The sequence below is a fragment of the Paraburkholderia sp. BR13444 genome (assembly GCF_040948755.1).
Lineage (GTDB): Bacteria > Pseudomonadota > Gammaproteobacteria > Burkholderiales > Burkholderiaceae > Paraburkholderia > Paraburkholderia youngii.
The window spans coordinates 19,457-45,203 of sequence record NZ_JBFPKM010000021.1; the positions used below are offsets into that span (position 1 = coordinate 19,457).

General features: G+C 59.9%; 26 protein-coding genes and 5 pseudogenes. 17 read left to right on the forward strand and 14 right to left on the reverse strand.

The genetic code is table 11. The annotated features are described in order from the left end of the window. Nucleotides 1-142 precede the first annotated feature (142 nt). The gene (locus AB3X95_RS34985) at nucleotides 143-526 is read left to right on the forward strand and encodes an alcohol dehydrogenase catalytic domain-containing protein (RefSeq protein ID WP_368623659.1); all 384 of its coding nucleotides are present in this window, start codon (nucleotides 143-145) and stop codon (nucleotides 524-526) included. 9 nt (nucleotides 527-535) lie between these two features. Further along, a complete protein-coding gene (locus AB3X95_RS34990; protein ID WP_368623704.1) occupies nucleotides 536-1,192 on the forward strand; it encodes a zinc-binding dehydrogenase in 657 nt (218 codons plus the stop codon). A 93-nt stretch (nucleotides 1,193-1,285) separates the two neighbouring features. On the opposite strand, the gene AB3X95_RS34995 is transcribed toward AB3X95_RS34990, so the two are convergent. Together AB3X95_RS34995 and AB3X95_RS35000 are read right to left on the reverse strand one after the other, a co-directional pair. Next, nucleotides 1,286-1,876 (reverse strand): MBL fold metallo-hydrolase, encoded by a 591-nt coding sequence (locus tag AB3X95_RS34995; RefSeq protein ID WP_176125018.1) that lies wholly within the window; start codon nucleotides 1,874-1,876, stop codon nucleotides 1,286-1,288. A 304-nt stretch (nucleotides 1,877-2,180) separates the two neighbouring features. Then, nucleotides 2,181-3,281: a YeiH family protein gene (locus AB3X95_RS35000; RefSeq protein WP_368623660.1), complete on the reverse strand. Its 1,101-nt coding sequence runs from the start codon at nucleotides 3,279-3,281 to the stop codon at nucleotides 2,181-2,183. A gap of 288 nt (nucleotides 3,282-3,569) precedes the next feature. Here AB3X95_RS35000 and AB3X95_RS35005 point away from each other — a divergent pair, with 288 nt between their 5' ends. Next, nucleotides 3,570-4,502, forward strand: a complete 933-nt coding sequence (locus AB3X95_RS35005; RefSeq protein WP_368623705.1) for a LysR substrate-binding domain-containing protein — start codon at nucleotides 3,570-3,572, stop codon at nucleotides 4,500-4,502. Between the two features lie 138 nt (nucleotides 4,503-4,640). On the opposite strand, the gene AB3X95_RS35010 is transcribed toward AB3X95_RS35005, so the two are convergent. Continuing rightward, nucleotides 4,641-5,591 (reverse strand): LysR family transcriptional regulator, encoded by a 951-nt coding sequence (locus AB3X95_RS35010; RefSeq protein WP_368623661.1) that lies wholly within the window; start codon nucleotides 5,589-5,591, stop codon nucleotides 4,641-4,643. Nucleotides 5,592-5,646: 55 nt separating this feature from the next. On the opposite strand from AB3X95_RS35010, the gene AB3X95_RS35015 reads away from it, so the two are divergent. The 10 genes from AB3X95_RS35015 to AB3X95_RS35060 all read left to right on the forward strand — a co-directional run bounded on the left by AB3X95_RS35015 (nucleotide 5,647) and on the right by AB3X95_RS35060 (nucleotide 15,008). After that, nucleotides 5,647-6,441, forward strand: a complete 795-nt coding sequence (locus AB3X95_RS35015) for an SDR family oxidoreductase (RefSeq protein WP_221314138.1) — start codon at nucleotides 5,647-5,649, stop codon at nucleotides 6,439-6,441. An 85-nt stretch (nucleotides 6,442-6,526) separates the two neighbouring features. Then, entirely contained in the window at nucleotides 6,527-7,429 is a 903-nt protein-coding gene (locus AB3X95_RS35020; protein ID WP_176369446.1) for a LysR substrate-binding domain-containing protein, read from the forward strand. 160 nt (nucleotides 7,430-7,589) lie between these two features. Beyond that, complete coding sequence (locus AB3X95_RS35025; protein ID WP_368623662.1) at nucleotides 7,590-8,825, forward strand: PLP-dependent aminotransferase family protein; 1,236 nt, start codon at nucleotides 7,590-7,592, stop codon at nucleotides 8,823-8,825. After that, nucleotides 8,822-9,046 carry a DUF3311 domain-containing protein gene (locus AB3X95_RS35030; protein WP_176369444.1) on the forward strand — a complete coding sequence of 75 codons (225 nt, stop codon included), beginning with the start codon at nucleotides 8,822-8,824 and terminating at the stop codon, nucleotides 9,044-9,046. Before AB3X95_RS35025 ends, AB3X95_RS35030 begins: the two co-directional genes overlap by 4 nt. Next, nucleotides 9,043-10,569, forward strand: a complete 1,527-nt coding sequence (gene mctP, locus AB3X95_RS35035; RefSeq protein WP_184228394.1) for a monocarboxylate uptake permease MctP — start codon at nucleotides 9,043-9,045, stop codon at nucleotides 10,567-10,569. The genes AB3X95_RS35030 and mctP overlap by 4 nt, the downstream gene beginning before the upstream one ends. After that, entirely contained in the window at nucleotides 10,550-11,242 is a 693-nt protein-coding gene (locus AB3X95_RS35040; RefSeq protein ID WP_368623663.1) for a class I SAM-dependent methyltransferase, read from the forward strand. Before mctP ends, AB3X95_RS35040 begins: the two co-directional genes overlap by 20 nt. Before the next feature lie 19 nt (nucleotides 11,243-11,261). Continuing rightward, the gene (locus AB3X95_RS35045) at nucleotides 11,262-12,128 is read left to right on the forward strand and encodes an MBL fold metallo-hydrolase (protein WP_176125009.1); all 867 of its coding nucleotides are present in this window, start codon (nucleotides 11,262-11,264) and stop codon (nucleotides 12,126-12,128) included. Further along, a complete protein-coding gene (locus tag AB3X95_RS35050; RefSeq protein WP_176125008.1) occupies nucleotides 12,125-12,334 on the forward strand; it encodes a hypothetical protein in 210 nt (69 codons plus the stop codon). The genes AB3X95_RS35045 and AB3X95_RS35050 overlap by 4 nt, the downstream gene beginning before the upstream one ends. A gap of 335 nt (nucleotides 12,335-12,669) precedes the next feature. Continuing rightward, complete coding sequence (locus AB3X95_RS35055) at nucleotides 12,670-13,914, forward strand: condensation domain-containing protein (protein WP_368623664.1); 1,245 nt, start codon at nucleotides 12,670-12,672, stop codon at nucleotides 13,912-13,914. A 758-nt stretch (nucleotides 13,915-14,672) separates the two neighbouring features. After that, nucleotides 14,673-15,008, forward strand: a complete 336-nt coding sequence (locus AB3X95_RS35060; RefSeq protein ID WP_368623665.1) for a hypothetical protein — start codon at nucleotides 14,673-14,675, stop codon at nucleotides 15,006-15,008. Nucleotides 15,009-15,193: 185 nt separating this feature from the next. On the opposite strand, the gene AB3X95_RS35065 is transcribed toward AB3X95_RS35060, so the two are convergent. From AB3X95_RS35065 to AB3X95_RS35085, 5 genes and pseudogenes are all read right to left on the reverse strand, one after another. Continuing rightward, nucleotides 15,194-16,363, reverse strand: a complete 1,170-nt coding sequence (locus tag AB3X95_RS35065; protein ID WP_368623666.1) for a zinc-dependent alcohol dehydrogenase — start codon at nucleotides 16,361-16,363, stop codon at nucleotides 15,194-15,196. Further along, nucleotides 16,317-16,883, reverse strand: a pseudogene (locus tag AB3X95_RS35070) (DUF3597 family protein); the annotation flags it as partial. The gene AB3X95_RS35065 and the pseudogene AB3X95_RS35070, both read right to left, overlap by 47 nt. A gap of 202 nt (nucleotides 16,884-17,085) precedes the next feature. Continuing rightward, the gene (locus tag AB3X95_RS35075; protein WP_368623667.1) at nucleotides 17,086-17,532 is read right to left on the reverse strand and encodes a hypothetical protein; all 447 of its coding nucleotides are present in this window, start codon (nucleotides 17,530-17,532) and stop codon (nucleotides 17,086-17,088) included. 136 nt (nucleotides 17,533-17,668) lie between these two features. Next, nucleotides 17,669-17,938, reverse strand: coding sequence for a hypothetical protein (locus tag AB3X95_RS35080; protein WP_368623668.1), 270 nt, complete (start codon nucleotides 17,936-17,938; stop codon nucleotides 17,669-17,671). Between the two features lie 216 nt (nucleotides 17,939-18,154). Beyond that, a complete protein-coding gene (locus tag AB3X95_RS35085; RefSeq protein ID WP_368623669.1) occupies nucleotides 18,155-18,730 on the reverse strand; it encodes a hypothetical protein in 576 nt (191 codons plus the stop codon). Nucleotides 18,731-18,994: 264 nt separating this feature from the next. On the opposite strand from AB3X95_RS35085, the gene AB3X95_RS35090 reads away from it, so the two are divergent. Beyond that, complete coding sequence (locus AB3X95_RS35090; protein ID WP_368623670.1) at nucleotides 18,995-19,702, forward strand: hypothetical protein; 708 nt, start codon at nucleotides 18,995-18,997, stop codon at nucleotides 19,700-19,702. Nucleotides 19,703-19,904: 202 nt separating this feature from the next. After that, a pseudogene (locus AB3X95_RS35095) lies at nucleotides 19,905-20,031 on the forward strand (hypothetical protein). Nucleotides 20,032-20,486: 455 nt separating this feature from the next. On the opposite strand, the gene AB3X95_RS35100 reads toward AB3X95_RS35095, so the two are convergent. Together AB3X95_RS35100 and AB3X95_RS35105 are read right to left on the reverse strand one after the other, a co-directional pair. Beyond that, a complete protein-coding gene (locus AB3X95_RS35100; RefSeq protein ID WP_368623671.1) occupies nucleotides 20,487-20,723 on the reverse strand; it encodes a hypothetical protein in 237 nt (78 codons plus the stop codon). A 68-nt stretch (nucleotides 20,724-20,791) separates the two neighbouring features. Continuing rightward, entirely contained in the window at nucleotides 20,792-21,199 is a 408-nt protein-coding gene (locus tag AB3X95_RS35105) for a hypothetical protein (RefSeq protein WP_368623672.1), read from the reverse strand. 596 nt (nucleotides 21,200-21,795) lie between these two features. Here AB3X95_RS35105 and AB3X95_RS35110 point away from each other — a divergent pair. Beyond that, a complete protein-coding gene (locus AB3X95_RS35110) occupies nucleotides 21,796-22,362 on the forward strand; it encodes a hypothetical protein (protein ID WP_176124999.1) in 567 nt (188 codons plus the stop codon). 53 nt (nucleotides 22,363-22,415) lie between these two features. On the opposite strand, the pseudogene AB3X95_RS35115 reads toward AB3X95_RS35110, so the two are convergent. After that, nucleotides 22,416-23,142, reverse strand: a pseudogene (locus tag AB3X95_RS35115) (DDE-type integrase/transposase/recombinase); the annotation flags it as partial. A 381-nt stretch (nucleotides 23,143-23,523) separates the two neighbouring features. Here AB3X95_RS35115 and AB3X95_RS35120 point away from each other — a divergent pair. After that, nucleotides 23,524-23,622 (forward strand): annotated as a pseudogene (locus AB3X95_RS35120) (IS5/IS1182 family transposase); the annotation flags it as partial. A gap of 53 nt (nucleotides 23,623-23,675) precedes the next feature. On the opposite strand, the pseudogene AB3X95_RS35125 reads toward AB3X95_RS35120, so the two are convergent. The 3 genes and pseudogenes from AB3X95_RS35125 to proX form a co-directional block, all read right to left on the reverse strand. Further along, a pseudogene (locus tag AB3X95_RS35125) lies at nucleotides 23,676-24,035 on the reverse strand (porin); the annotation flags it as partial. Between the two features lie 163 nt (nucleotides 24,036-24,198). After that, nucleotides 24,199-24,591 (reverse strand): 4-carboxymuconolactone decarboxylase, encoded by a 393-nt coding sequence (gene pcaC, locus AB3X95_RS35130; RefSeq protein WP_368623673.1) that lies wholly within the window; start codon nucleotides 24,589-24,591, stop codon nucleotides 24,199-24,201. Nucleotides 24,592-24,704: 113 nt separating this feature from the next. Further along, nucleotides 24,705-25,727: a glycine betaine/L-proline ABC transporter substrate-binding protein ProX gene (gene proX / locus AB3X95_RS35135; protein ID WP_368623674.1), complete on the reverse strand. Its 1,023-nt coding sequence runs from the start codon at nucleotides 25,725-25,727 to the stop codon at nucleotides 24,705-24,707. Nucleotides 25,728-25,747: the final 20 nt, after the last annotated feature.

Consider the following 25,747-nt stretch of genomic DNA (forward strand, 5'->3'; position numbering starts at 1 on the left):
TCGATCTGGAACGATTCCAAAACGTGGTGGAGCAAATCCGATCATAATCCGACCTGCGTCCCGCGATCTTTTATACCGACGCAGGAATGCCGAATTTGAGCGTGGGTATCAGTTAAACGGGGTACGTTTGAATTAACAGCCCATGAAACAAATCGTGATCACGGGTCATGGCGGACCGGAGAAGCTCCAGGTTCGTGAAGCGCCAGACCCGAATCCGCGTCCAGACGAAGTCCGCATTCGCGTCAAGGCTTGCCGCATCAACTTCGCCGATATCCTTGCCCGGCGCGGCCTGTATCCAGATGCACCGCGCCCACCGATGGTCGTGGGTTATGAAATTTCAGGAATCGTCGACCAACTCGGCAGCGAGGTCGACAAGCAATGGCTTGGCCGGGATGTGTTCGCGCTCGTCCACTTCGGCGGCTATGCCGACACCGTAACGGTTCCAGCATCGCAAGTGTTCGCCATGCCGGCCGCGTTGGATTACGAGCATTCCGTCGCGCTGCCCGTCCAGTACCTCACCGCATAGCAGTTGCTGGTGGTGATGGGCGCGGTGACAGCCGGCGACTCAGTACTGGTCCACAACGCAGGTGGTGGCGTCGGATTGGCTGCGATCGACATCGCACGCCACCTGGGCGCGACGATCTACGGGACAGCAAGTCCCACCAAACATGCATTCTTGCGCGAACGCGGCCTGAACCACGCTATTGACTACACTCGTGGCGACTGGAGGGAAGAATTCATGAGGCTTACCTCGGGCGCTGGGGCTGAATTGATCATTGACCCTCTCGGCGGCTCCCATTGGAAGAAGAGTTATTCGGCCCTGCGCTCGACAGGCCGTCTCGGCATTTTTGGCATTTCCAGCGCCACCACCACGCAGTTGCCCGGCCCTCTACGCTTGCTCGCACTCGCCGCCGCCACTCCGTGGTTTCATCCGCTCAGTTTGATGAGTCGCAATCGCGGAGTCTTTGGCGTCAACCTGGGGCATCTGTGGCACGAGGTCCCAAAACTGCAAGCGTGGATGAGGGCTCTGCTTGGCGGAGTCGAAGCCGGTTGGATTCGGCCTCATGTCGACCGCACGTTCCCATTCGAACGCGCTGGCGACGCACATGCCTGGATAGAAGATCGCAAGAATATTGGAAAGGTCGTGTTGAGCGTCGAAAAGCAAATTCCGCCGACGAGCAGGCGCGCGTAGCAGGAGCAATTTGGGCTTCGCTTCAGGCTTCCCACGTGACGCCTGTTTAAAGTGCCATTCTCTGGAGCGCCGCCTCCGGCATGCATTTTCATGCTAACGATCCTGGCGACCAAGACACGTACGCGTGCCGTTCGATGGAAATCGGCATGCATGCCCGGCCAGACTTGCAGGTCCACGAACGCAAACCCGGCGCCACGCTCCCACTTCCGGCATGAACAGCGTATCGACGACGAACAGCGCGTCCTCGATCATGAACGCGGCATCGAACGGGGTAGGTTCGGGCATGGCAAGCACTTGGGCCTGCAGCGTGCCGATAAAGAAGACCTCATCTGGGGCGAACAGATGATCGAAACCGGGCTCGCTCGACAGATCGAGCGTCGCAGAAAGCATCGATCGTACGTCGACGATGCTGCGGCCAATGCCGGTCTTTCCGCCGACGCGGCCATTGAGCACCGACGCCCCCGAAAGATGACCGGCATACGCGTGCGTCTGAAGTATCCACTCAACCTCCAGACGCTTTTTCTCGACGAAAGCGACGAGGCGCTCGATCGAATGGGTCGACGGGGCGGCGTCAAAATCGAGAACCGGGTCGATGACGGCGCACGGCGAGCCGTAACCGGCGTAGACAATGTGGCTGACCGTGCCCGCCGAAGGATCGTAAAACGTCTCGACATACGGAAACATCAACGACACTCCTCTGACATGCGCGACGTTCGAACAAGGAAGACTTCGCGGCGCCCCTCGCGATCGCCAGCGTGACCTGTCCACACTCGCAGGGCATCCGGCATCCGTCGACGCGCTTCCAGGCAAGCGACAGCGTAGGCAAGATCGAGCGCATGAAAAATCAGGCCGCGGGAAAAAACCGTTTCCGCATGGAAACAATGGAGCACGAGGCGTGCGAACGCCTGTCGCGCGTCCGTGCGCGAACCCCGCCAGTCTTGCGCCCTTGCAGGAGTCGGCTCGTCGATATATCGGCCGAACGGCAACGTCATGCAATCCGCAATATGTTGATCAACACCAGACTCATCGCCGCCAACGCGAGTATCGAAAGAATCACCGCAAATGTGACGCGCGGCCCCGCCTTTGAGATGGTTCGCAGATCGGTAGATAAACCCAACGCAGCCATTGAAACGACAGTGAGCGCGCTGCCTGACTGGCTTGCCGGCTGCAACAGCGTCATCGGAATCAGCCCCGTCGCGCGTGCCGCGCCCATGACAACGAAGCCGACGATAAACCATGGCGCCAGCTTCGTCAGACGAACCATACCGGGCCGGGTCGTCGGGTCGTTGCCCCGCTCTGGCGTTCCTGTGTTCGCATCACGCCTACGGGCGAGCGCCGACAGGAGCAGCATCACCGGTCCGAGCATAAGCACACGCACCAGTTTGACCAGCGTGCCAATATGGACACTGACGGTTGAGACCGGCACGGTCGCGGCAAACACCTGTGGCACCGCATAGACGGTCATACCTGCCAATGTCCCATACTGCACCGCGTTAAGACGAAGAACCGGGGACAGCAGCGGCAATCCAAGCACTACCGCAACACCAAGCACCGCCGTGAAGGCGATCGACGCAGCAACATCATCACGGCTTGCGCCGATCACGGGCGCAACAGCCGCGATGGCCGAATTTCCGCAGATTGAATTCCCGCACGCGATCAGCAGCGCCATGCGCCGCGGCAACTTGAGTGCGCGTCCGATTCCGTAGCTGACAAGGATGGCCGCGACGACCATCACGACAATGCCCGACAGCAACTTGATGCCGGTCGCTTGCAACGCGGCGGCACTAAACGATGCACCGAGCAGCACGACAGAGGTTTCCAGCAAGGTTTTAGCGCTGAACGTAATTCCGCGCGTCCAACGCTCGCCTGGCGTCCATATGACGCGGACCTGCGCGCCAACGAGAATTGCGAGCACGAGCGATTCAAGCCACACGTGACCGAATAGATGCGCTTGCAGCGCTTGCAGCAGCCACGCGATCAAGCACACGCCGATACATAGCGCGATGCCGGGAAGCACTCCAATAAGGTAACGAGGCTGAGTCGGATTCTTGCTGCGCAATGCTGGGCGGTTCGGGAAAAGGGACGACATGTCGACACCGGTGTGTTAAACGGAGCGACTAGGCTATTCATCGTTAGGCGTTCTGAAAAATACAAAATAGGCACCCCCTACTCTGACCTGGAGTTATACCTGGCTCGTTTTCAGAGTCTGGCAGCCTCTTTTAAGTCGATCGTTTCCCAGAGGAAACAGTATTGCTCGCACAAGATCCTTCAATGGCAAACGAATCGCCGCTACCATTGTGGCCATCGCGTCGGAAGCCATTGATCATCGGATCTCGGACCGGGAGTCGGCCACGGCGATATTCGCGGGCTGTTGGCAATGAATTTCACTCATCTGTTTGCGTTCTACGAAGTTGCCCGTGCCGGCAGCTTGAGCGGCGGCGCTCGGCGCCTGCGGGTGAGCCAGCCCGCCGTTAGCCGCGAGGTCAAGGAACTGGAGGGGCGTCTCGGTGTTCTGCTGTTCGACAGGCTGCCCCGGGGCGTGTCCCTTACCTATGCAGGAAAACTGTTGTTCGGTTACGCCGACCGGATCTTCACCCTCGCCGAAGCGGCGCGATCCGAATTGAAGGAAGTCGCTGGCCTGAGCCCAGAACACCTGAAAATAGGTGCGAGCGCAACGCTCGGTGTGTATCTCGTGCCGCAGATGATCGCCGAATTCACGACGCTTTATCCGAAGGTCGGCATCGAACTGACTGTGACCAATACACAGGAGGTCATAAGCGGCCTCGGTAACGGCGAGTTCACGCTTGGTTTCATCGAGGGTCCATATGACGAAGCACGCCTGCATGCGCAATATATTGGCTCCGACGAAATCGTACTCGCAGCAGCGCCGGCATATCGGCAAGGCAACGGGCCACTGCTTGCACGCAATGTTGCAGCGCAGACGGTAATCCTGCGCGAACCGGGGTCGGGTACGCGAGCGGTAGTCGAATGCGCGTATCAGCGCGCCGGGCTCGAGATGATACCTTCGATGTCGGTGAGCGACACCGAGGCCATCAAGCGCATGCTTGTCGCGCAACAGACCATGGCCTACGTATCCTCACTCAGTATCCGTGAGGAAATCGCTCGTGGCGAACTGCGCACACTGGAAGTGGCCGACATGCGAATAGAGCGTGCGCTGAATCTCGTCTGGCTCAAGGGGCGCTCGCTCTCGCCGTGCAGTCAGGCTTTCTTCGAACTCGCCCGCGAGCATACGGCGAATGCCAAAGGCCGATTCCCCGTCACGCTGAACGTCGCGCCTCTGCATTCCTGACGCGGATGTGCATACCGCTCGCTCCCTTGTCATTGCAAGGCTTCCTCCTGTTCATGTGGCAAGTGAAGTATCGATCCTCACGTGGGACGCACGCCGTATTTTGCAGCGCTGCCTTCGGATTGGCGGTCATCCACCCCGCTAACGAACCAGCTTGCCGCCCTGAAACTGTTGAACGATCATATCGACGACGGCACGTACCCGCGCCGTTCGATGAAAATCGGCATGCGTGCCGAGCCAGACATCGTAGCCACTCTCTACATCGGGGAGCACGCGTACGAGATCAGCGATGGCATCACCTATATAGGCCGGCAATTCCCCGATGCCCACCGCACCTTGTAAGGAGGCGACGAGCGCGAGAATCGAGTTCACCTGCACGCCCGGCACCCGAAGTCTGGGGCGCAGCGCGTGCAGCGGCGGAAACCAGCGTATCCCGTCGCCCGCGACGAGCGCTACGAACTCGTGCGCAATGAGATCGCCGATGTCACGCGGCGTCTCGAAGTTCGCCAGGTACGCTGGACTCGCATACAGGGCAGTCGTCAGTCCGGGCAAACGACGCACGATTGCAGACGCCTGCTCCGGCCGTACGTTGCGCACGACGATATCGTTCTCGCGTTGCGCGAGCCGGGAAAATGCCGAGGCGATATCCACTTCGATGCGAATCTCCGGGTACGCGCGACGCACTGATGCAATGGCCGGTATCACATACCCCGTGCCCAGCACATCCGACGTGCCAACACGGACCACACCGCTCAACGACGTATCTGCACCGCCCGCGCGCCGCTCGAGTTCCAGCGCACTGCTCTCCATCTGCATCGCGACGTCGATCAGTGCATCGGCTGCGTCTGTCGGCAAATAGCCGCGGGGCGTGCGCAGAAATAGCCTCGATTTCAGTTCATGCTCCAGCGCCGCGAGTTGACGGCTGACCGTGGGCGGATTGCTGTTCAGTTCGCGGGAAGCCCCCGCAAGCGTGCGATGCCGATAGACGGCAACAAAAAACCGCAATCTGTTCCAGTCCATAAGTTCAATCCCCAGACGAACGCGTCGACCAGTCGTTTCAATAATGGAATCCAGCATTACCAAACCGACCATTTATGCAAGTATCGCCGGAAACTAGACTGCCCGTGTTCTTGTAAACAAGAGGTAGATGATGGATCTGAAACTGTCTGGAAAAACGGCGCTCGTGCTAGGCGCATCGCGCGGAATCGGGCTGGCGAGCGCAATCGAACTGGGACGCGAAGGGGCGAACGTGATGATCGCGTCGTCGAACGGCGGCCGTCATGCGCACGCGCTTGCGCAACTACGCGATGCGGGCGTGACGAACGCGGACGCGATCACCGTGGATGTACGGCGTCCCGACGACGCGTCGCATGCGATCGCCGATACCATCGCCCGCTTTGGCTCGCTCGATGTTCTCGTCAACAACGCCGGAGGTCCGCCCTTCGGCTCGTTCGACACGTTCGACGATGCCGCGTGGCAGCAGGCGTTCGATCTCAGCTTCATGAGCATTGCGCGCTTCACACGCCTGGCGCTGCCACATCTGCGCCGTTCCGGCGAGGGCCGCGTGATCAATATCGTCAGTTTTTCGGTGCGGCACGCGGTGCAAGGATCGATACTGTCTACGAGCATGCGCATGGGTGTAGTCGGTCTCGCCAAGCTGCTGTCACGTGAGGCGAACGGAAATGGCATCACCGTCAACAACGTGGCGCCGGGACTGATACTAACCGACCGTATCCGCGAGTCGTCGCTCAAGCAGAAACTCGCTGATGGCAAGAGCGAACAGCAGGGGCTGGCGGAATTGGCCGAAGACGTACCCTTGCGGCGCCTCGGCCGCCCTGAGGAACTCAGCGCGCTGGTCGCGTTTCTGGCGTCTCCCCGCGCAAGTTATATCAACGGCGCTACGATCCAGGTCGACGGTGGCCTCGGCAACGGCATCCTGTGATCCGCGCGGGCGGCGCGCTACGGCGCGCTGCTGCCCTCAGGGCGGTCTAGAATGGATTCATTGTCTCATCACGGAAACGATCGCCATGATCGACCTCAATGATCTGTATTATTTTTCGGTCGTGGTCGAGAAACGCGGTTTTTCCGCCGCGGCCGATGCGATCGGGATTCCCAAGGGGACCCTTAGCAAACGCTTGCAGGCGTTGGAGCGGGCGCTGGGACTGCGCCTCGCGAACCGCACGACGCGCAAGTTCTCGCTCACCGAGGCAGGCGTGGACTTCCACGCGCACTGCCTGCGCGTGATGAACGAAGTACGCAATGCCGAGCAGGCCGCGCAAGCGCGTCTGACGGAGCCGGTCGGACGCGTGCGCATCACGTGCGCGGCTGGCATCGTCCGCATGGCGCTCGATCAAGTGTTGCCGCCGTTTCTCGTCATGCATCCGAAAATCGACATCGATCTGCTGACCTCCAGCCGCTATGTCGACATCGTTGAAGAAGGGTATGACATCGCGCTACGCAGCCATACGGAGCCGTTGCAAAGTTCCTCGCTGATTGCACGCCCCGTCGCGCAAACGCGCGTTGTGCTCGTCGCGAGCGCCACGCTCTTCGCGAACGGACCGCCCACCGAACCGCATGAGCTGAATGGCGTGTCCGGCATGCAGCTGGCGCGTCGCGATACCGGCAGCACGTGGTTGCTGCATGGGTCGAACGGCCGCACCGCGACCGTTTCATATCACCCGAGGATTCGCTGCAACGACGCGCCGCTCGCGAAGTTCGCCGCCCAGGCGGGGCTAGGCGTCGTCGCCCTGCCTGCGCCGATGTGCAAGGCAGAACTCGCGGACGGCCGGCTCGTGCGTGTCCTGCCAGACTGGCACATTCCACGCGGCACGCTCAGTATCGTCTTTTCGTCGCAACGCGGCATGACGCAAGCAATGCGCGTGACCGTCGACTATCTCGCGGAAGCATTGCCCGCCTTGATGAACGACTGAGTCCCTTCGCAAGCAATCCTTCATTCGAGCGCATGAAAGTCGCGCGGGCCCGATTGCATCGTTTCCCTGTCGTTTCCCTACGGAAACAGTTTTACTCCTCGATCCATCTTTTTTATCGTTTCCCTGCTGTCTACGATGACGCTCTTCAAGGAGCAATCAGATGGCAAATACGTTGTCCCATGCCGAGAGGCGTATCGCTCAACGTGCGCGGTCGCTGAACAGTTCGGCGATTCGTGAAATTCTCAAGCTTACCGAACGACCCGAGATGATCTCGTTTGCGGGCGGCATTCCGTCGCCCGCCTCCTTTCCGCTCGCAGCGCTACGTGATGCATCCGCTCGGGCGACACATGCCTCCAGCGCCGACGCCTTTCAGTACAGCGCGACCGAAGGCTATGCACCGTTGCGCGAATGGATCGCGCGCGAGCACTCGAGCAGGCAGCATCCCGTCGCACCATCGAACCTGCTGATCACGAGCGGCTCGCAGCAGGCATTCGACCTCATCGGCAAGGTGCTCGTCGATCCGCAAAGCGCGGTGCTCGTGGAGCGTCCATCGTATCCCGGCGCGCTGCAGTCGCTCTCGCTGTACGAACCCGAATTCGTGAGCGTGCAGACGGACGAACACGGCATGGTGTCGAAAGCGCTCGAATACGTCGAACCCGAGCGCGCGGCGCTGTTGTATCTGCAGCCGAACTTCCAGAACCCCACGGGTGCACGCCTGCCGATCCAGCGTCGCAGGAAGATTGCGGAGATTGCGCAGCGCACGAGGCTCATCGTCGTCGAGGACGATCCCTATGCCGCGCTCGCGTTCGATGGCGGACAGTCGTTGCCGACCATCCATTCGATGGCGCCCGACAACGTTATCTACCTGGGCTCGTTTTCAAAGGTTCTCGCGCCTGGACTGCGGGTCGGCTACATGATCGTGCCGGGTGCGCTCCAGAAAAAGTTCGTGCAGGTCAAACAGGCGGCGGATCTGCACAGCTCGACGCTTTCGCAACGCATCGTCTACGAGTCCGTGCGCGGCGGCCTTCTCGCAACCCATGTGCCGCGACTTGCCAGCTTCTATCGCGAGCAATGCGCAGCGATGCTATCCGCACTCGATGCGCATATGCCCGAAGGTGGGCACTGGAACGTGCCCGAAGGCGGCATGTTCATCTGGCTCGCGTTGCCGCCCGACATCGACAGCGCGGCGCTGCTCGAAGACGCGCTCGCCCTCAACGTTGCATTCGTCCCCGGGGCGCCATTTTTTGCGCGCGATCCGCTCCACCACTTCCTACGCTTGTCCTTCGCGACCGTATCGCCGCAGCAGATCGATTGCGGCATCGAAAGACTGGCTGCGCTCATCAATGCGTACTCACGTGCGTTCACCCCAGTTTTTGACCTGGATCTCGACCGATGACAACCCGGCTGACCCTACTGTTGCTTGCCACACCTATCGTTGCCGTGCTCTGCGTGCCCTTCTACAACCGCGTGACACCAACGCTCGATGGCTGGCCATTCTTCTACTGGTGGCAAACGGGCTGCGTCCTCGCGGGCGCGCTGCTGACGGGCGCTGCCTACCTGCTCGATGCGCGCGCCGTGCGCAAGGCCGCAGCACGATCGCAAGAAGGTGGCGCATGAACGTGATGTCCATAGGTATCTTCGTCGCACTCTTTGCCCTCGTGAGCGCGCTCGGCATAGTGGCATCGCGATGGCGGCGCGGCGATCTCAGCGCCATTGACGAATGGGGACTCGCGGGTCGGCGCTTCGGCACTGTCATGAGCTGGTTCCTGATCGGCGGCGACCTTTACACCGCCTATACCTTCGTCGCCGTGCCGGCGCTTGTATTTGCGGCGGGAGCGACGGGCTTCTTTGCGGTGCCTTACACCATCATCACGTTTGCCCTCGGCTTTCTCGTCTTGCCGCGCCTGTGGCGCGTTGCGCGCCAGCATGGCCACGTGACCGTCGCCGACTACATCGAACACCGCTTTGGCAGTCGCGCCCTCGCGCTCGCGATTGCGTTGACGGGCTTGCTCGCGACCATGCCGTACATCGCGCTGCAATTGGTGGGCATTCAGGTCACGCTCGGCGCGCTCGGTTTTCCGACGCATGGGTGGCTCGGCGAACTGCCGCTTTTTGTCGCGTTCGGCGTGCTCGCGGTCTATACGTGGTCGAGCGGATTGCGCGCGCCCGCATTGATCGCTGTCGTCAAGGACTTGCTGATTTACGCGACGATCATCGCGGCACTGATCGTGATCCCGACGCAGCTTGGCGGCTTCGGCCACATGTTCGCGGCGTTGCCGGCAGCGAAGCTGCTGCTGAAAGCGCCGGACGCCACGAGCCTCAACGGCTACTCGTCATATGCAACACTCGCGCTCGGCTCGGCGCTTGCGTTGCTGCTTTATCCGCATTCGATGACGGCAACACTCTCCGCCTCATCGGATCGCGTGATCCGGCGCAACATGGTCTTGCTTCCCGCGTATTCGCTGCTGCTCGCCTTCGTAGCACTGCTTGGTGTGATGGCGCTCGCAGCGGGTGTCGGCGCTATGCCCGAGTACGCCGATCAGTTCCGGCAGTACGGTCCGAACTTCGCGGTGTTCGCACTTTTCCTGCACTACTTCCCTTCGTGGTTCGTCGGCGTCGCGTTCGCGGCGATCGGCATCGGCGCGCTGGTGCCCGCCGCGATCATGTCGATTGCCGCGGCCAACCTGTTCACGCGCAACGTGTGGCGGCCGTATTTCGCGCCGCATTGCAGCGCGGCGCGCGAGACCCGGGTGGCGAAGCGGGTCTCGCTGTTCGTCAAATTCGGGGCGCTGGGTTTCGTCCTGTTCGTGCCCGTGCAGTTCGCGATTCAGTTGCAGTTACTCGGGGGGGTGTGGATTACGCAGACTTTGCCTGCTGTCGTGCTCGGTCTCTTCGTGCCGGCCATGCGCGCACGCAGTCTGATGGCAGGCTGGATAGCCGGGCTGGGCACCGGCACGTGGATGATTGCCGGGAACGGCTTCAAGACCGCTACTTACACGATTCACGTCGGCGCGCTCGCGATGCCTGTCTATGCCGCTGTGATCGCGTTGCTTGTCAACTTTGTCGTCGTCCTCGCGTCGTCGTTGCTTTTCGTGAAGCCGCACGAAGAAGGAGTCGAAGGTGACCTCCAGAACCGATAGCAGCAGCGACGCGCTCGCGGGCATCGACATCGATACCCTGATGTTGCACCTCGCGTGTCCTGCGGGCGAGACCGGCCTCGCGGTTGGCGACATGATGGAGCGCGTCAACGCGGCGTTGATCGACGCGGCCTTCACCAGACTCGATCCGCAAGCGGACGAACGCATCGTCGAGATCGGGCCGGGCAACGGCGGCCATATCGAATCCGTGCTGACGCGTGCGCCACGGCTCACACTCGTCGGCCTTGACATATCGCCGACGATGACAACCGCGGCTCGCGAACGCAACGCCATGTTGCTCGCGCGCGGACGCGTCGCGCTGACGACGGCGGATGCCGCCAGCATTCCCTACGAGAACGCCTCATTCGACAAGGCCATCGCGATCAACAGCGTCTACTTCTGGCCGGACCTGCTGGCAGGCCTACGGGAAATCCGCCGGGTGCTGCGCGACGAAGGGCAACTGGTGATCGCGGCGATGACACCCGAAGCGGCGCTGTCGATGCCGTTCAGCCGCCACGGTTTTCGCGTCTACGGACCGACTACTTTTCGCGAAGCCTGCTTCGAAGCGGGTTTCGATCACGTGCAGATCGAACGCTATGTCGATCACGGGGCAGCGGCGCCCGCGCCCGCCGCGCTACGCACGTTCTTTCTCGTGCGCGCTTCGTGCATGCAGTGAATCACATTTCAGGAGTGCTATGTTCCCTCACGTTCAATCTTTTCATGATGCAGCAACGGGCACCGTCAGTCACATCGTTCATGCAGGCGCCGGTTCGACTTGCGCGGTGATCGACCCCGTACTGGACTATGACGCGGCGTCGGGGCGCGCATCGACTGCGTCGCTCGATCGCATCCTCGCGTTTATCGGCGAGCAGCAACTCGTCGTCGGATGGATTCTCGAAACGCATGCGCATGCGGATCATCTGTCGGGTGCAGTCGAACTGAAGCGCCGCATGGGCGGCACCATCGCAACGAGCGAGCGCATCGTCAACGTGCGCTCGCTGTTCTCGATGACATTCGATCTCGCCGATGAGCACGGCTTTGATCATCTATTCGGCCCCGAGGAAGCATTCACGATCGGCACAATGACGGCGCGTGCGATTCCAACTCCTGGACACACGCCCGCCGACACGGCCTATCTGGTTGGCGATGCGCTGTTCGTCGGCGATACGCTGTTCATGCCCGACCTCGGCACGGCACGCTGCGATTTCCCGGGTGGCGATGCGCAAACGCTCTACGCGTCGATCCGGCGGCTTTTGGCACTACCCGAATCGACTCGCGTATTCGTCTGTCACGACTACCCGCCGGCGGGGCGTAACGTACGCTTCTCGACGACGATCCGCGAGCAGCGGCAACACAATATTCATGTGCGCGACGGCATCAGCGAGAGCGAATTCGTTGCGCTGCGAACTGCGCGCGATCTCACGCTGAAGGTGCCCGCACTGCTGTTCCCCGCGATGCAGGTGAATCTGCGCGGCGGACGTCTGCCCGCTTCCGACCACAATGGCCGCCGCTATATGCGGATACCGATCGACGAAACGCATCTCGTCGAGGATCCCTCGTGATCGACGCGCTGAGCCGATTGCTTCGGCGCGGCGGTCCGGGCGGTGGCAATGCGTCTTGCGCCACCCCGGAAGCGCCGACTGCTGCATGTCCCGACGGAGATACGCCGCCGCCGTCGACGGACGACAACGCCGCGCCGAACGCGCCGCTCGATGAAGAAATCGAACTCATGCGCTATCTGCTGCTGTCGATGGCTGCTGCCTACTGAACACGGCAACGCTGTTCGTTGCCGGGAACCTTCAACGCTGTGCCGTGAGACCACGCGCGCCTCGCTGCGGGGTGTGCATCATCGTTGCGCGCGCCGCTTCGAGAGTCCTTCGAAATGAGAAAACGAGCAAGGTTCAATGCGACGCCCGTTTCGCACAAGCGCGATGCCGGATCAGTCGCCATACGCTATCTGCCTGCGATCCTGTTTCTATTGCTTTTGGCCGTGAATGCGTTCGTTCTTGGCATCGTGGGATAGCTGTGCCCTTTTTCCAGCACAACTGCCTCAGCAGCCGAGGTCGAAGTAATTGAAGAATTCACCAGTGTCATTCAATCGATATGTCAAACACCGAGCAAAAAACCACGATGCAGGACGGGTCGACTCATGTCCTGACGCGTGAACTGGACGCCTTCGAACAGATCCTTTGGGCGACCGATCGAATCGAGCCGCGTCATTTTCTTCTGGTGACAGAGATCGACAATCTTCCGTCAGGCCGAGATTTTTGGCCGACCGCGTTGGCCGCGGTTCAGCAAAGACATCCTCCATTGCGCGTCCGCATTGTCTGCGACCCTGGGGCACGGCCGAGATTCGTCGCGACTGGCGAGCCCATCCAGTTTCGACTGGATCATGGAACAGGCGAGGCTGCATGGATGGATGCCGCGACCCGCGAACTCCATACGCGTTTTGACGCGGAGAAAGGCCCCTTGATACGCGTACGCCTTGTTCAGGGCGAATCGACTTCGCATTTGCTACTGGCCGTTCATCACGCCATTGGCGACGGTATCTCCGCCGTTTATCTCACAAGGGATATTCTCGCAGCGGTGCAGGGTGAACTTCGCGCCCCACTGCCAGCGCGCATGAGCCGCGAACAACTGATCACCCCCGGCTCGACCGCTTCACGGTATGACGCTGTCTCGATGAAAGTGGGTCACATACCCTCGCGACAGCCTGTCATCGCGAGGTTTTCACTCTCGCCCGATGTCGTCGACGAACTGGGTTTGCGCTGCCGTTACGAACGTACGACGCTTCACAGCGCCCTGACGGCCGTCGCGCTCCTTGCCAGTGAAGGGCCATCGCGGCGCAGTCTGTCACCCATCAATGCACGTCACCATTTGCCTTCCATCGAAGACGATGTCGGGTTGTATATTACATCCGGTATCACCTCGATCACCGAAGGTAAGACCGACTGTTTCTGGGAGGCGGCGCGGACCGTGCGGACTCAGCTGGATCAGGCGCGCACATTGCCGCCCTTACTCGACAACATCAAGGCAATGCGGTCGATGCTAGCGAACATCCGAAGCGAGGAGGACATGCAGGCATTGTGGGGGGCGATACGTTGCGAGCTCGGGTACCAGACCGTACTTTCGAACCTCGGAATGCTCCCCTTCAGCAATTCGAAGTCGGGTGTCCGTGTCAGAGCAGCCTACCTGTTGCTGAACGCGGAACCGATACCTGTTGTGGGGATCGCAACGGTGGGTGGGCGTTTATCGGTCACTATGAGTACGGCGGACGGCGATAAACACATGCCGTGGTTTCGGCGATTCGAGCAACTGCTGTCCAGGGCGACTAGCTTTCTCCGCTGAAGATGCACTCCGCCGGGCGGCCTCCGCTGCCGCGATTCTTGCCGTTTTGAGGCGCGAAATCCGAGGCCCACAGCGCGTAATGGCAAGAAGGACAAGCAATTCCTGTCGCTTTGATACATGCCCGCTTAAAAAACCGTTGTTCCAGCCCTTTATTCCCCGAACTCACGGCCACTGCTTATTACATTATGTCAATTTCAAATGAATGCTTTGAAAGCGGAATGACGTTTCGTTCGCGATCTGTGCCTTTTATTGTGGATGGGCGTCGCAATGAATCTGGCGCATCCGAACGAGCGCGGCAGCTTCAACCAGTTTATGGCATCGCTTCTTCGCGATCCGGATAACCCCGCGCCGATTGGGTCCGCGCACCATTTTGGCGAAGCCTTGCACATTTCAGGTGCTATCGGCCGTTGTTCTGGTACAAGAATGAACCGTTGCCTGTGTTCGACCAGGAGACCGGCGAGCAGCTAGTCCCGGATGGCCGGACTATCGATCTGCTGCATTATGTTTTTGTCTTTTGAGGCAGGCGCGGCCGGATGATCCTCAAAGCCTAGTCCCGGGTCGCGGCGCGCTGGCAGCACGTGCCGAAGTGGGGAGTCGCCTCCATCCTTTCTGACCCATCTGACGGCTGCTCTCTGAAGCCTTCAGCGACAAGGCTCTCGGTGTGACCTTGATCATTGCCCATCGGCGGAAAGCCGTCTGGCGGCTGCACTCGATGGCTGCCTGCATACGATGGCCGTCAGCACCAGGGGAATGACCGGATGAACGACTGCAGTGCTCCCAGCGTCTCCGAGAAGACGTTTAACGGAATCCGCCGAACCCAGCACAACCGCACCGTAAACCGCACCTGGCGAAGCGTTGCTGCCGCCAGCTTTGAAAAGTGGATCGCCCGGCTGGTATCCAAAAACGGCATGAACGCGGAGGCCGAATGCAGTCAACCCGGCGTCGCTCCTGGGGCGAAACGCGTTCACCGAATTCGGCTCAACCCGCATGGCTGGGATTTGGATCGAATGCGCGTCGACGAGATGCGCAACGAAGTCATGCGCTGTCTGAGTGCACGCCAACTGATCGTCCAGGGCGAAGCTGAACGCGGATGAGGGAAACACGGCGATGACTGCAAGCAGTCCGGAGATGAATCGCATACCAATTGCCTTGACGTCGGTCGAGGAGATGACTTCTAGGTCACCACCAGCGTGGCGGCCGCATACGAATGGTGCCAGCGAGCTGAAGCATTTGCCGTGCCGTCTGCTCAAGCTGGCGCCGCTGCCGATGTAATCCGGCCTTACGGCTTCATCACGACCTTCACGCAGCCGTCTTCCTTATCGCGGAAGACCTTATACATGTCCGGACCTTTTTCGAGCGGTACCGTGTGCGTGATCACAAACGACGGATCGATCTGTCCGTCCTGGATCCGCTGCAACAGGTCGTCGGTCCAGCGGTTCACATGGGTCTGCCCCATGCGGAACGTGAGACCCTTGTTCATGGCGGCGCCGAACGGGATCTTGTCGATCAGCCCGCCGTAGACGCCGGGGATCGACAGAATGCCAACCGGCCGGCATACGTACATCATCTCGCGCAGAACGTGCGGGCGGTCAGTCTCCAGCATTACCGCCTGCTTCGCGCGGTCGTACAGTGAGTCGAACGAACGCGTCGCATGTGATTCCATGCCGACCGCGTCGATGCACTTCTCAGGTCCTTTCCCGTTGGTCAGTTCCTTCAAACCTTCGAGCACGCTTTCTTCGTCGAAGTTGATCGTGACCGCCCCGACAGCGCGCGCCATCGCGAGACGCTCGGGCACGCGATCGATAACGACAACCTGCTTCGCGCCGAGCAGTATCGCGCTGCGAATCGCGAATTGCCCGACTGGGCCGGCGCCCCAGATCGCTACCGTGTCGGTCGGCTCGATCTCGCATTGGACCGCCGCCTGCCAGCCGGTCGGCAGGATGTCGCCGAGAAACAGCACCTGCTCGTCGGTCAGTCCGTCGGGTATCTTGACCGGCGTGACGTCCGCGAACGGGACGCGCACATACTCCGCCTGGCCGCCCGGATAGCCGCCCGTCAGGTGCGAATAGCCGAACAGTCCCGCGGTCGTGTGGCCGAACACCTTGTCGGCCATCTCCTTGTTACGGTTGGAACGCTCGCAAACTGAAAAGAACCCGCGCCGGCATTGATCACATTCGCCGCATGCGATGGTGAACGGCACGACCACGCGCTCACCCACTTTCAGCCGCGAATTGCCGGACCCGACCTCGACCACCTCGCCCATGAATTCATGGCCGAGAATGTCGCCCGATTTCATCGATGGCATGAAGCCATCGAACAGATGCAGGTCGGAGCCGCAGATCGCGCAACTCGACACCTTCACGATCGCATCGCGGGGATGCTCGATGATCGGATCCGGGACGTTATCGACGCGCACATCTTTCTTGCCGTGCCAGCAAAGGGCTCTCATGTGAAGCTCCACAGTAGATGGCCCATTGCACAGGCCACAAGGGACGATGTTTGGCTATGCGCGTACCGCCCGAATCAAGCTGACGACCGTGAGCGGCAAACAACCCGCGCAGCCGCCATCGCACGAGCAACGCACGTGCCGCATCGACCGCCCGTCCGTGCTCGCCGTCGTGGCGGCAGGCGGAGCCGATTGCAGCTGTCGTCCGCCCTTTGCAGCAGAACGGCCGTGAATGTCGCAGATGGGCTAGCGCGCCGTGGAACGCGCCTGGCAGCGAGGCCGTCGTAGCCGGTCGCAATCCGCGTTGACCGACCCGCGGCGATTTCCGTCGAGTCTGAGACGACGTGACCGCTCTTGCCTCAAGACTGCTGTCGAATCCGAGCAATTTCAGCAGGTCGACGATCGATGATCGCCAGTTCAATTGGTGCCCGCCAGCTTCCTGCATCTTCGTCAAAACAGCTTCAACGTCGACCGGGGGCATTGGGGTGACGGAGGGTCGGAAAGCCTGCGCCGCAGCCGTGGATGGAGTTGACGGAGCACCGGGCGGCTCCGTTGCGCTGCCCGGCGCGGACGCAGTCGCGGCCGCGGGAGGCGTCGTGGACGCGGAAGCTGTATTGGCCGGATGTCGTGCGGAGAGATCTTGTCAAGAACAGTCGAAAAGATGCTCATTTGGCGCTCCTCCGTATGAGGGTGGATTGCTCGCCCGGGCTCCGCCTGTCGCAACGCTACCTGGTTTCATCGAATGACAAAGCGCCGGCGATCGCGGGAATGGACGTTGCGTCGGCGTGTGCACCAAACCAACTGATGGATGCCGTCGTGAAAAATCCGTGGACAAAAAAGAACCCTTTTCTGAGCATGTGGCTCAGTGGTGCAAACACGCTCGCCAACTCCGCGCGAGTGCGCACGACCGCTGCCGTGAAGAGCGGAGTCTCGGCTTTTTGGAGTGCCGCGCTCGCGCCTCCGAAGCCTCGAAGAAAGAGAAAGAATCGCCGCTGATGTGGGCTCGGGAAGAGTCGGCCGCATTGCGCAAGCCGTTCAGCAACGTGCAATGACTGCCCGTCGGCGGAGCGATCCGCCCCATTCGAGTGGAAATTCGCCTTTGCAAAAGCGCTGACACCCCCTTCCGGCAAGGCTGGAAAAACAGCACGGCCGTCGTACGACGTGATGACCACCTTTCGAATGTCTGTAACGCAGTAATGCCCGCCGTTTTCGGCGCCACAGCGTGTTGCCTGATTGTTTTATCTTCCGACCTCGGTCATCAGATCGCATGCCGAGGTGCGTGGCCGCCACGATTGCATCGAGGCAGGTTCAGCCTTGCGGATCGCGTTTGGGACGCGGACGTGCCGGGTCTTTCGCGGGCTCCAGGTCGGATCGACGTGGTCGTGTTTGGGGCGCATAAGGGCCCTGTTCGGGATGATCCTTGCCCTTCGCGAGCAGCGTTTCGTCGATGTTGCCGTGCGGGTTCTGATGCACGCTGCCGTCGGATTCCACGGCTACGTCGCCGTCCTTCACGGCGTGCTTGCGTTGCTCGGCCATTTCAACGGGATCGTTCGCGGGATCGTTCGGAAGCACTGGCATGGTCAGCTCCTCTGGCTTGGATGCAGTGGACCCGCATCGTGCGTTCCCGCCATTCGCGCGACGAGCCGCGTGAGCCGACCCGGGCCGCTTCGACGCTTCCTCTCGCTTGTGCGCGCGCACGCGGAGCACACCGGATGCGCGCACCGCGCGTGAACCTCTCTCGGATGGTCGAGCATAACTTCGTTCAACGCCAGGTCCGACTCCCGGCCTGGCGCATCAGCCGACGCTCCCCGCCCGAACGCGTTCGGGCTTCGGCGTATCGTCTTCGGCGCACGTGTAGGGCTGCAACGCTTTCGGCGCGCGCAGGTCGCGCGGTATCTGGAAGCCGGCGAGCGCAGCCCCGCGCATCTGCGCAGCACTGCTCGGAAAACCGGTGCGCCCGCTGTAATCGTGACATGCCGCGCGACGAGTGCGTTCTCGCGTCCGAGCGTCGCGATACACGCGTGTCGCGAACAGATCGAGCGCCGCAATGCCCACGATGTTGACGGCCGCGCCGAGCGCACTGCGCTTGGCGCGCGGGCTCAGTGTGAACGATGCAGCGGCAAGGCTGCCCATATCGGCGATATCGCCGGCAACGCGCGCCGCGAGGAAAGGCCGCAGGTCACGCGCAGCAAGGAGGCCGACGCCGCAAGCGATCTCCCGCAGCCCGTAAGCACGAACGAGTGCAGTGCGTGCCGAGACGCCTGCCGTTCTCGACATTGCACGCGGCGCGACGAGTTGGGCCACTCCGAGCGCGATGCTGAACCACCCGAGTCCGCGTGCGAGCGTAGCTCCGCCCGATGGCTTCTGCATATCCCTGTCCATTGCGTTACCTTTTTTCGTGTGAGCCGATGATCAATTGCCCGGGACCGTGCGTCGAACGCAGCAAGACAGATGCCGCGCGGATGCGATGCGACGCACGCCCGGATAGCGGCAGCCCGGAGCAGATCGATGCTGGGTCCATGGGTAATGAAGGAGGCAGTCGCGCCGTTTCGGTGGCCGTTCGACCAGCAAGGGCACAACAGTTGCTCGTCAGCAGCGCCGGCACCGACGCGGTGTCATTAATGGGAGAGCATCATGAGACTTTTGACGACGAGCGACGGTCTGCCACGGCTGTCGTGGGGGGCCATCATCGCGGGGGTGATCCTTTCGATGATTGTTTATGTGGTGATGACCGTACTCGGCACCGCCATCGGCGCGACCCTGATCTCGCCGATGGCGAAGCCCGACACGCTGCACGGCTTCGGATTTGGCTCCGGTGTGTGGGTAATCGTCACGACGGTGCTCGGCGTGTTCGTCGGTTCCTACTACGCTGGGCGTTGTGCTTCCGTGCTCGGATGGCTGCACGGCCTGCTCGCGTGGGCCGTCATGACCCTCCTGGTCGTCTACGGGATGACCTCGCTGATCACAGGCGCAGTGAGCACCGCGGGAAGCATTGCGGCGACAGGCGCACAAGTGGGCGCGGTCGCCACCAACCAGACCGCGGGAGGCAATCAGGCAATCGACAATGCCAGGCAGCAGCTTCAGGCCGCGGTGGCATCCGCGGCTTCGGCTGCATCGGGTCCCGACGCAGACCAGCACGTCCGCCAGGCAGCGGACACCGCCGCGCGCGGCGTAGCGCGCGCCAGCTGGTTCTCGTTTGCCGCATTGATCGTTGGCGCAATCATCTCGATCGTTTCGGGCGCTGCGGGCTTCCGTCATCAGCCGCCGTACGAGGAAGGCAGCGGATCAGCGTCGGAGCGCGCCGCGCGTCGCGCCGCGGCGGCGCATTCCCGGGGCGCCTGAACGACACGGCTCTCGCGAGGGTTGATCGTTGTGATCGGTTGGAGGTGCGCGCGGTCGCGCCACGCGCACACGAGCGTTTGCGGAGCCCCGGGAACCGGAAATCGGCGACCTCCATGAAGCGTGCCGCCACCGTCCCTGCGATGACGGCGTGCTCGTTGCTGCGTACATTATTATTCGATTTACATCTCCATCGCCGAAGTCCATGGAAACCAGAAGTGCCCGACTGACTCTCCTGATCGATCCGGCCAAGAAGAAGGCGTTCGAGCGGTTGTGCGCGGGCGCAGGACCTGACGCCTTCGCAGGTTGTGTGGCAGTTGATCCGCGAGTAGCCCGATTAGCACGGCGTCGGCGACAGGACACGCAGTACCGTCACGACGCCGGCACGCCGGAACCCGACGTGATGCGTGCGAATCATCCAGATCCGACATGCCGCATCGGGTCCACGGCGCACTGCGATTCATGCCTCGCGCTGTGCGAGGCGGAAAAGGCAGCAGTCCCCCTTGCGACCTTTAATCGGGGTGATCGTCCTATTCGTGCTGGAAATGGCGGTTAGCTCTGGAAATTGGCGCAGGATCAAGGGCTTCCGATTGCATGCGACACCCAAAATTCCCGATAGCGTGAAAGCCTTACTGTAGGCGTCTCATCACGCTCAAAGCGCCATTCTTCGCACAGAAGGTACGTATATCCCTGCTCTGACACCTCAAGGTTTTTTAACGCCCCCACTCAAAGGCTTACGCCCTACCCTCGTCAGCATGGCGCGGTGACGACATTGCTTCGCTTTACGTCATCGATCGTCCCAAGGCAACTGGTCTCGCGCGAGTTTCGCTGGCAAGGCCTCAAAGAATCCTCGCACCGCGTTCACAGCGGCCTCGAAATGTTCAGGAGCAAGCATCAGGTCGACTGAGCCGGGGTCCAGAACGGGACAGTTTTCATTCGAATCGAAAAGCTCTGGTGCAAGTACCTTCAGTTCCGTCGCGGCCGGTCCACGACCGTGCTTCACGACATTGGCGATCAGACGCAACAGCTTCAGCCCTGGGTAAAACGGCTGACTTTCGAACGGCGTGCCGTCTCTATTCCAGGTGAAACGGTTCAGCCACTTGTCCAGTGTCTTGAAATCGGCCCTGGATAACTTGCATGAGAGAGATTCGTGATCGGTTGCGGCGCCCTCAAGGCCCAATACAAGATTTGTTTGGCCAGTTGTTCCCAGAGGTGAAATAGCCCGGCCATCGCCAACCCCAGCATCTGCCGAGGTATTGCATCGAAATAAAGGAACTGCCGCGTGCTGTGATAATCCTCTGCTTCATTGAGGCAGCGGAAGGTCATATCATCGTTGATATCGAATTCGGCCCACTCCCCTTGCAGCCATTCCCGAAAGCTTTTGTCTTTTTCCCCTTGCGTCTTCAGGTCGTCGAACAAGAGAAGGACATTTTTGGTTACCGCCTCTGCATAGGCATCGACTGCGTCCAAACAGGATCGCCGATCAGGAATATCGGACACATTGCGTGACCTCCTTGCAGAAAGGTTCGGCGACGTTGCGATGATGACGCCGGGTGGAAGCCTCATCGCCATGAGCGGCGCAGACGAACCCAGTGGCGGTGAACAAAAAACGTTTCTTTCCGGCACACGCCAGATCCGCGCTTCGACTGCTGTTATTCGGCTAGTCTTTCAGCTTCGGGGCATTTGTCATCGAACGTTCACGCGACAAGTCATATGAGCTTGTCGTCATTTGCTTATTAAAGTTGGCGTTGTCGCAAGCACTAGTGGGCGGCGGTGGTTGACACGGTGACGAAAGGCCTCCGGGCTAAGAGACTCTGCAGAAAGCAGACCGGCCTGTAACCTTGAAAAGCGTCTCGTGGTTGCCTAAGATAAGGGCTAAAGTGAACCTTCGCGAAAGTCGCGCGCCTGCAAAACCGGCTCTAACAGTTTTTTGGCGAAGGACAGTGCCGGAGTTCAGGCGCGTAACCGGCCTCGGTGTAATTCGACGCGACCAGGTCTTTATGAATTTCAATAATGGCTCCATCAAACCCGGAAACCCGTTGTCTTGTTAAAAGACAACGGGTCCAGTTGCATACTTCGGAGACGCGGAGGTTAAAATGAAAAAGCTGTCAGTCGTAATTGGACTGTTGATGACATTAGTTTATGGAGGATTGGCAACAGCAGCAGACTCGGGCCCTTATCTGGTAGGGCATTGGAAGCTCAATGACAGCTTTACGGACTTCAATAGCCCGCCACCTCCGATAGTGACTGATAACACAGAGTTCGTTTTCCTTAATCCCACGCCATTAACGCTCACGCTCGAATACGCTTTTTTTGATTCGCAGGGTACTTTTTGTGGTTGCGACCGCGATACCCTCAAGCCAAATGGACGTACTCGGTACACCATGTTGGGGGAATTGCTAGGTGGTCAGTTTAGTCGAAGACTTTGCCCCGGCACGAACACGGCAAACCCCCAGACCGACGGTGTAATGAAAACCATAGTCTTTACAAGGGCGGAGGGCGATGTAGTTGATTTTGGCGATGCAGTAGAGGCAGGGTACCAAATTGATTTGTTCGGAAGCGGACGAGCGGAGTCCGACTTGAAGGCAGTCCTTCTGAATCCGCACACACAGTCTGAAATCACCTCGATTCACCGGCAGTGCAACAAGTTCATTTCAAAGTAACTGACATCCAATACAAAAGCTACTCGTTAAATGTGCGATTCACAGACATCATTTCACTTTCCTGCGCGCCGTTTTCTTTGCGCGCTTGAGTTCGTGACTCCGTTAGGAGGCGCGAGTTCAAGCGCGCGCCGATGATGTTCGGCAAGGATCTTGTCGACTCGCCATTCGCGATGCCGGATTCTCTCTTTCAACCCGTCGTAGCCTGTTTCTATCTGCTCCGCGAGGGGTGTGATTTTGCTCACTTCTGCGATGCGATCAACGGGAGTCTTGCCGCCGAGTGAGCCGTGTGGGCGGCGCCAGTTGTAGTCGAACTGCCACTCCTCAATTCGTCGGTCAATCTCAACTTCGGTCGGGACATCTCGTCAGACGCCGCTGCACTGATTCGGCGAAGAACTCGCTGCCCCTGTCGGTCTGGATACGCTGGATCGGAAACGGCATCTCTTCGATGACGCGATCAAGAAAAAGCAGCGTATTGCGGGCATTTCTGCGAGGGTACACAGCGAGTACGCGGAAGCGCGAGCAGTCGTCGATGGCGGTGTACTGATACACGCCTCGCGCAATCTTCATTGTGTCCATCTGGACCCGATCTCCCGGAACCGGGCGACTGTAACGTGTGGGATATGCCGGCCGCCTGGAGCGCAGTAGTGGCCTCACGGACGCCTCGGTCAGAACTTTATGAATGGTCGCGAGGGACAGCTCTCTTTGTTCGTGAAGCCGCAACTCGTTCTGGATCCGCCGTGCGCCCTTACGCGCAGCGCGCAGCCGGAGAATCGCCGCCTTCAGGTGGTTCGATGACATAGCCAGGTCGTCAGAGTCGCACTCGTCTAGCATTCCGCCATGCTTTGCATCCGGCGTGCCAGCGCTAGCGTTCAATGTGACGAGCGAAGATGAAATCCGCCTCCCGCCAGACGGCGCACATGCGACTCGTCTACCGTCACACCCAATCCTGCCCCCTCTCCGGGAGATGAACGATCCCGTTGCGGACAAAGGAAGAAAAATCGGTTGGGTCCTCCGCGGGCCGCAACGTTGACATAAACGCGTGGCCAGCCTCGACGAGGTTTCCTATGGTTACGGCGTGCTGCAGCGATGCGACCTGCGTGACACCGGACTAATCTACGAATTCATTTAGCAGCGAATCCCGAATACCTGCGCCAAGGCGGCCTGCGTACGCGCTTCGACTGTCCCGCGGATCTTCACGAAGCATTCTTGAAACTGGGCTGCTCACTCGTCTGCCGGAACATGTTCAGACGAGCTGAGCAGGTCCCTCCACCAAGTGAACGCAGTCCAACCGTCGAGAGGATGACGTCAGTTCGTTTAGATAGGAAATAATCCAAGGAGACTGAAGCCATATGCCAGCGCGGGTCACCTGGAGCGTTATGCAACTGGCCGTCCGTATAGACATAACCAGCATTGAAAAGCAGCGACGGGCTTAGAGCATAGTTGATGTTCACGTCGTAATCACTTATCCGCAATGAAGTACCGTCGCGGTATTCGTATTTGACGTTAGTGAACATACCATTAACAGTTATATTGCTAAACGCGTACGACGCACCTATCCCGGCAATTCGTTGCCGATCAACACCGACAGTCGAGCTCAGAGGACTGTGCTGAAATGGGAAGAACGGAGCGCCGCCGTAATCATTAGTCACCGCACCGTTCGGATTAGGTGTCACTCCGGGCGATCGAAGTTCTACGTAAGCGACGCCGACGCGTCGCTTCGAGGATTATGTGGCCGCCCGCAAGTCATACATATGTGAAGCGATCGGGTATATTACAAGCCTCGATAGCTTCGACAGCTCCAATCTGCAATTGATCTTCGAATCGTCGGAAAACGTATCAAGAAGCCTGAGAATTCTCAAAGTCGTCTTTGAATACTTCTCGCGCAACCCGAAAGCTGTCGATCGCCGCGGGGATCCCCGCGTAGATTCCCGTTTGTAGAAAGACTTCACGGATCTCTTCCTTTGTTACCCCGTTGTTGAGAGCCCCCCGAATATGAAGCCTCAGCTCATGCGGACGGTTAAGGGCTGTCAACATTGCCAGATTGAGCAGGCTGCGTGTCCGCCTATCCAGCCCTGGCCTACTCCACACTGCCCCCCAGCAATACTGGGTGACGAGTGTCTGCATCGACATGTTGAAGTCATCCGCATTCGCAATGGCCGAGTCGACATACGCGTCACCCAGCACCTCTCGCCGGATCTTCATACCGGTTTCAAATAATTCCTGAATCATGCGAATCTCCTGTTCGGATATGGGGCGTGGCAGTCTCACGACTTCTAATGCCCTGCCCCGTTATCGAAATCTGCGCCAAACCTCTCGAATCGTTGATGAGGAGATGCGTAAAATCAATGAGTCTTGCTTGCTGTGGCGACCCATTGATCGAATTGAGACTGGTTGCTCGCGATCCACGCATCCGAAAGCTTCTTCACAACGCTCACGGACCCGCCATCCTTACTGATCACGCCTTCCCATTCAGACCACGTCGCGAGTGGAAACCGGATTTGCTCGATCAGGGATTTGACCGCGGGATTCGCCGCCAGAAATGCCTTGTTTGCCACCGTGTCATAGTTCCACGAGCCCATGGCCATTCGGCACGGATTGGCTCCGCCAGCGCAGCCGACCACTCCATTGACCAATGCCGTACCGCGGTTCGGGATATTGGGCGGAAGCGCGTCCTGTGGAGTGGGCAACCATACGACATCGGTGCCGGGCTTCAAAGCATTGGTCATCCACGATGGACTCCATGCGTAGTAAAACGCAGGCTTCCCGTTTTGCACCTTCGTAATGACGTCTGCCATGAGGGCTTCGTACTTGCCTCGCACGGGACTGACTGTCTGCTTCAGGCCGAATTTGTCGAGCTGATAGTCCACGACGACGCCGCAACTCCAGGCAGGATCGCAACTGATCATTTCCGCCTTGCCATCGCGGCCGAACAGCCCAGCGATTTTCGGATCCTTCATCTGCTCCAGATTCGTAATGTTGTGAGCAAGCGCGGTTTTCCTGTCGACGAGATAGCCGTTGATTCCTCCACCGATGATCATGCCGTCACCGACCACCGCCGCCTGCTGCGCGATCGCGCGAAACCCCGGCTCGCGCTGAGGCAACGTCACGTCTGTTGCCAGGTCCATGTCACCTTGCGCGACCGCTTGAAAAAACAACGTCGTATCCATGGTGCTCAGCCGGACGTCGTAGCCGAGTTTCTTGAGGGCCTGCGACGTTATCTGAGCGACTACGTAGTTCCCGCCAAGACTGTCATCTTGCGCGTAGCGTATGGTCTTTCCACTTCCCGGAAGTGTCTGCGCGTCCACCGTACCTGCGAACAAAAAACCGGTCGCAACCGCAGCGATCACTTTTACCAATGCGTTCATTGATACTCCTCCATCGTTCA

Excerpts from the sequence above, each read along its gene's own strand:
- AB3X95_RS34985 (WP_368623659.1), top strand. The coding sequence starts at position 143 with ATGAAACAAATCGTGATCACGGGTCATGGCGGACCGGAGAAGCTCCAG.
- AB3X95_RS34995 (WP_176125018.1), bottom strand. The coding sequence starts at position 1,876 with ATGTTTCCGTATGTCGAGACGTTTTACGATCCTTCGGCGGGCACGGTC.
- AB3X95_RS35000 (WP_368623660.1), bottom strand. The coding sequence starts at position 3,281 with ATGTCGTCCCTTTTCCCGAACCGCCCAGCATTGCGCAGCAAGAATCCG.
- AB3X95_RS35005 (WP_368623705.1), top strand. The coding sequence starts at position 3,570 with ATGAATTTCACTCATCTGTTTGCGTTCTACGAAGTTGCCCGTGCCGGC.
- AB3X95_RS35010 (WP_368623661.1), bottom strand. The coding sequence starts at position 5,591 with ATGGTCGGTTTGGTAATGCTGGATTCCATTATTGAAACGACTGGTCGA.
- AB3X95_RS35015 (WP_221314138.1), top strand. The coding sequence starts at position 5,647 with ATGATGGATCTGAAACTGTCTGGAAAAACGGCGCTCGTGCTAGGCGCA.
- AB3X95_RS35020 (WP_176369446.1), top strand. The coding sequence starts at position 6,527 with ATGATCGACCTCAATGATCTGTATTATTTTTCGGTCGTGGTCGAGAAA.
- AB3X95_RS35025 (WP_368623662.1), top strand. The coding sequence starts at position 7,590 with ATGGCAAATACGTTGTCCCATGCCGAGAGGCGTATCGCTCAACGTGCG.
- AB3X95_RS35030 (WP_176369444.1), top strand. The coding sequence starts at position 8,822 with ATGACAACCCGGCTGACCCTACTGTTGCTTGCCACACCTATCGTTGCC.
- mctP (WP_184228394.1), top strand. The coding sequence starts at position 9,043 with ATGAACGTGATGTCCATAGGTATCTTCGTCGCACTCTTTGCCCTCGTG.
- AB3X95_RS35045 (WP_176125009.1), top strand. The coding sequence starts at position 11,262 with ATGTTCCCTCACGTTCAATCTTTTCATGATGCAGCAACGGGCACCGTC.
- AB3X95_RS35055 (WP_368623664.1), top strand. The coding sequence starts at position 12,670 with ATGTCAAACACCGAGCAAAAAACCACGATGCAGGACGGGTCGACTCAT.
- AB3X95_RS35060 (WP_368623665.1), top strand. The coding sequence starts at position 14,673 with ATGAACGACTGCAGTGCTCCCAGCGTCTCCGAGAAGACGTTTAACGGA.
- AB3X95_RS35065 (WP_368623666.1), bottom strand. The coding sequence starts at position 16,363 with ATGAGAGCCCTTTGCTGGCACGGCAAGAAAGATGTGCGCGTCGATAAC.
- AB3X95_RS35080 (WP_368623668.1), bottom strand. The coding sequence starts at position 17,938 with ATGCCAGTGCTTCCGAACGATCCCGCGAACGATCCCGTTGAAATGGCC.
- AB3X95_RS35085 (WP_368623669.1), bottom strand. The coding sequence starts at position 18,730 with ATGCAGAAGCCATCGGGCGGAGCTACGCTCGCACGCGGACTCGGGTGG.
- AB3X95_RS35090 (WP_368623670.1), top strand. The coding sequence starts at position 18,995 with ATGAGACTTTTGACGACGAGCGACGGTCTGCCACGGCTGTCGTGGGGG.
- AB3X95_RS35110 (WP_176124999.1), top strand. The coding sequence starts at position 21,796 with ATGAAAAAGCTGTCAGTCGTAATTGGACTGTTGATGACATTAGTTTAT.
- pcaC (WP_368623673.1), bottom strand. The coding sequence starts at position 24,591 with ATGATTCAGGAATTATTTGAAACCGGTATGAAGATCCGGCGAGAGGTG.
- proX (WP_368623674.1), bottom strand. The coding sequence starts at position 25,727 with ATGAACGCATTGGTAAAAGTGATCGCTGCGGTTGCGACCGGTTTTTTG.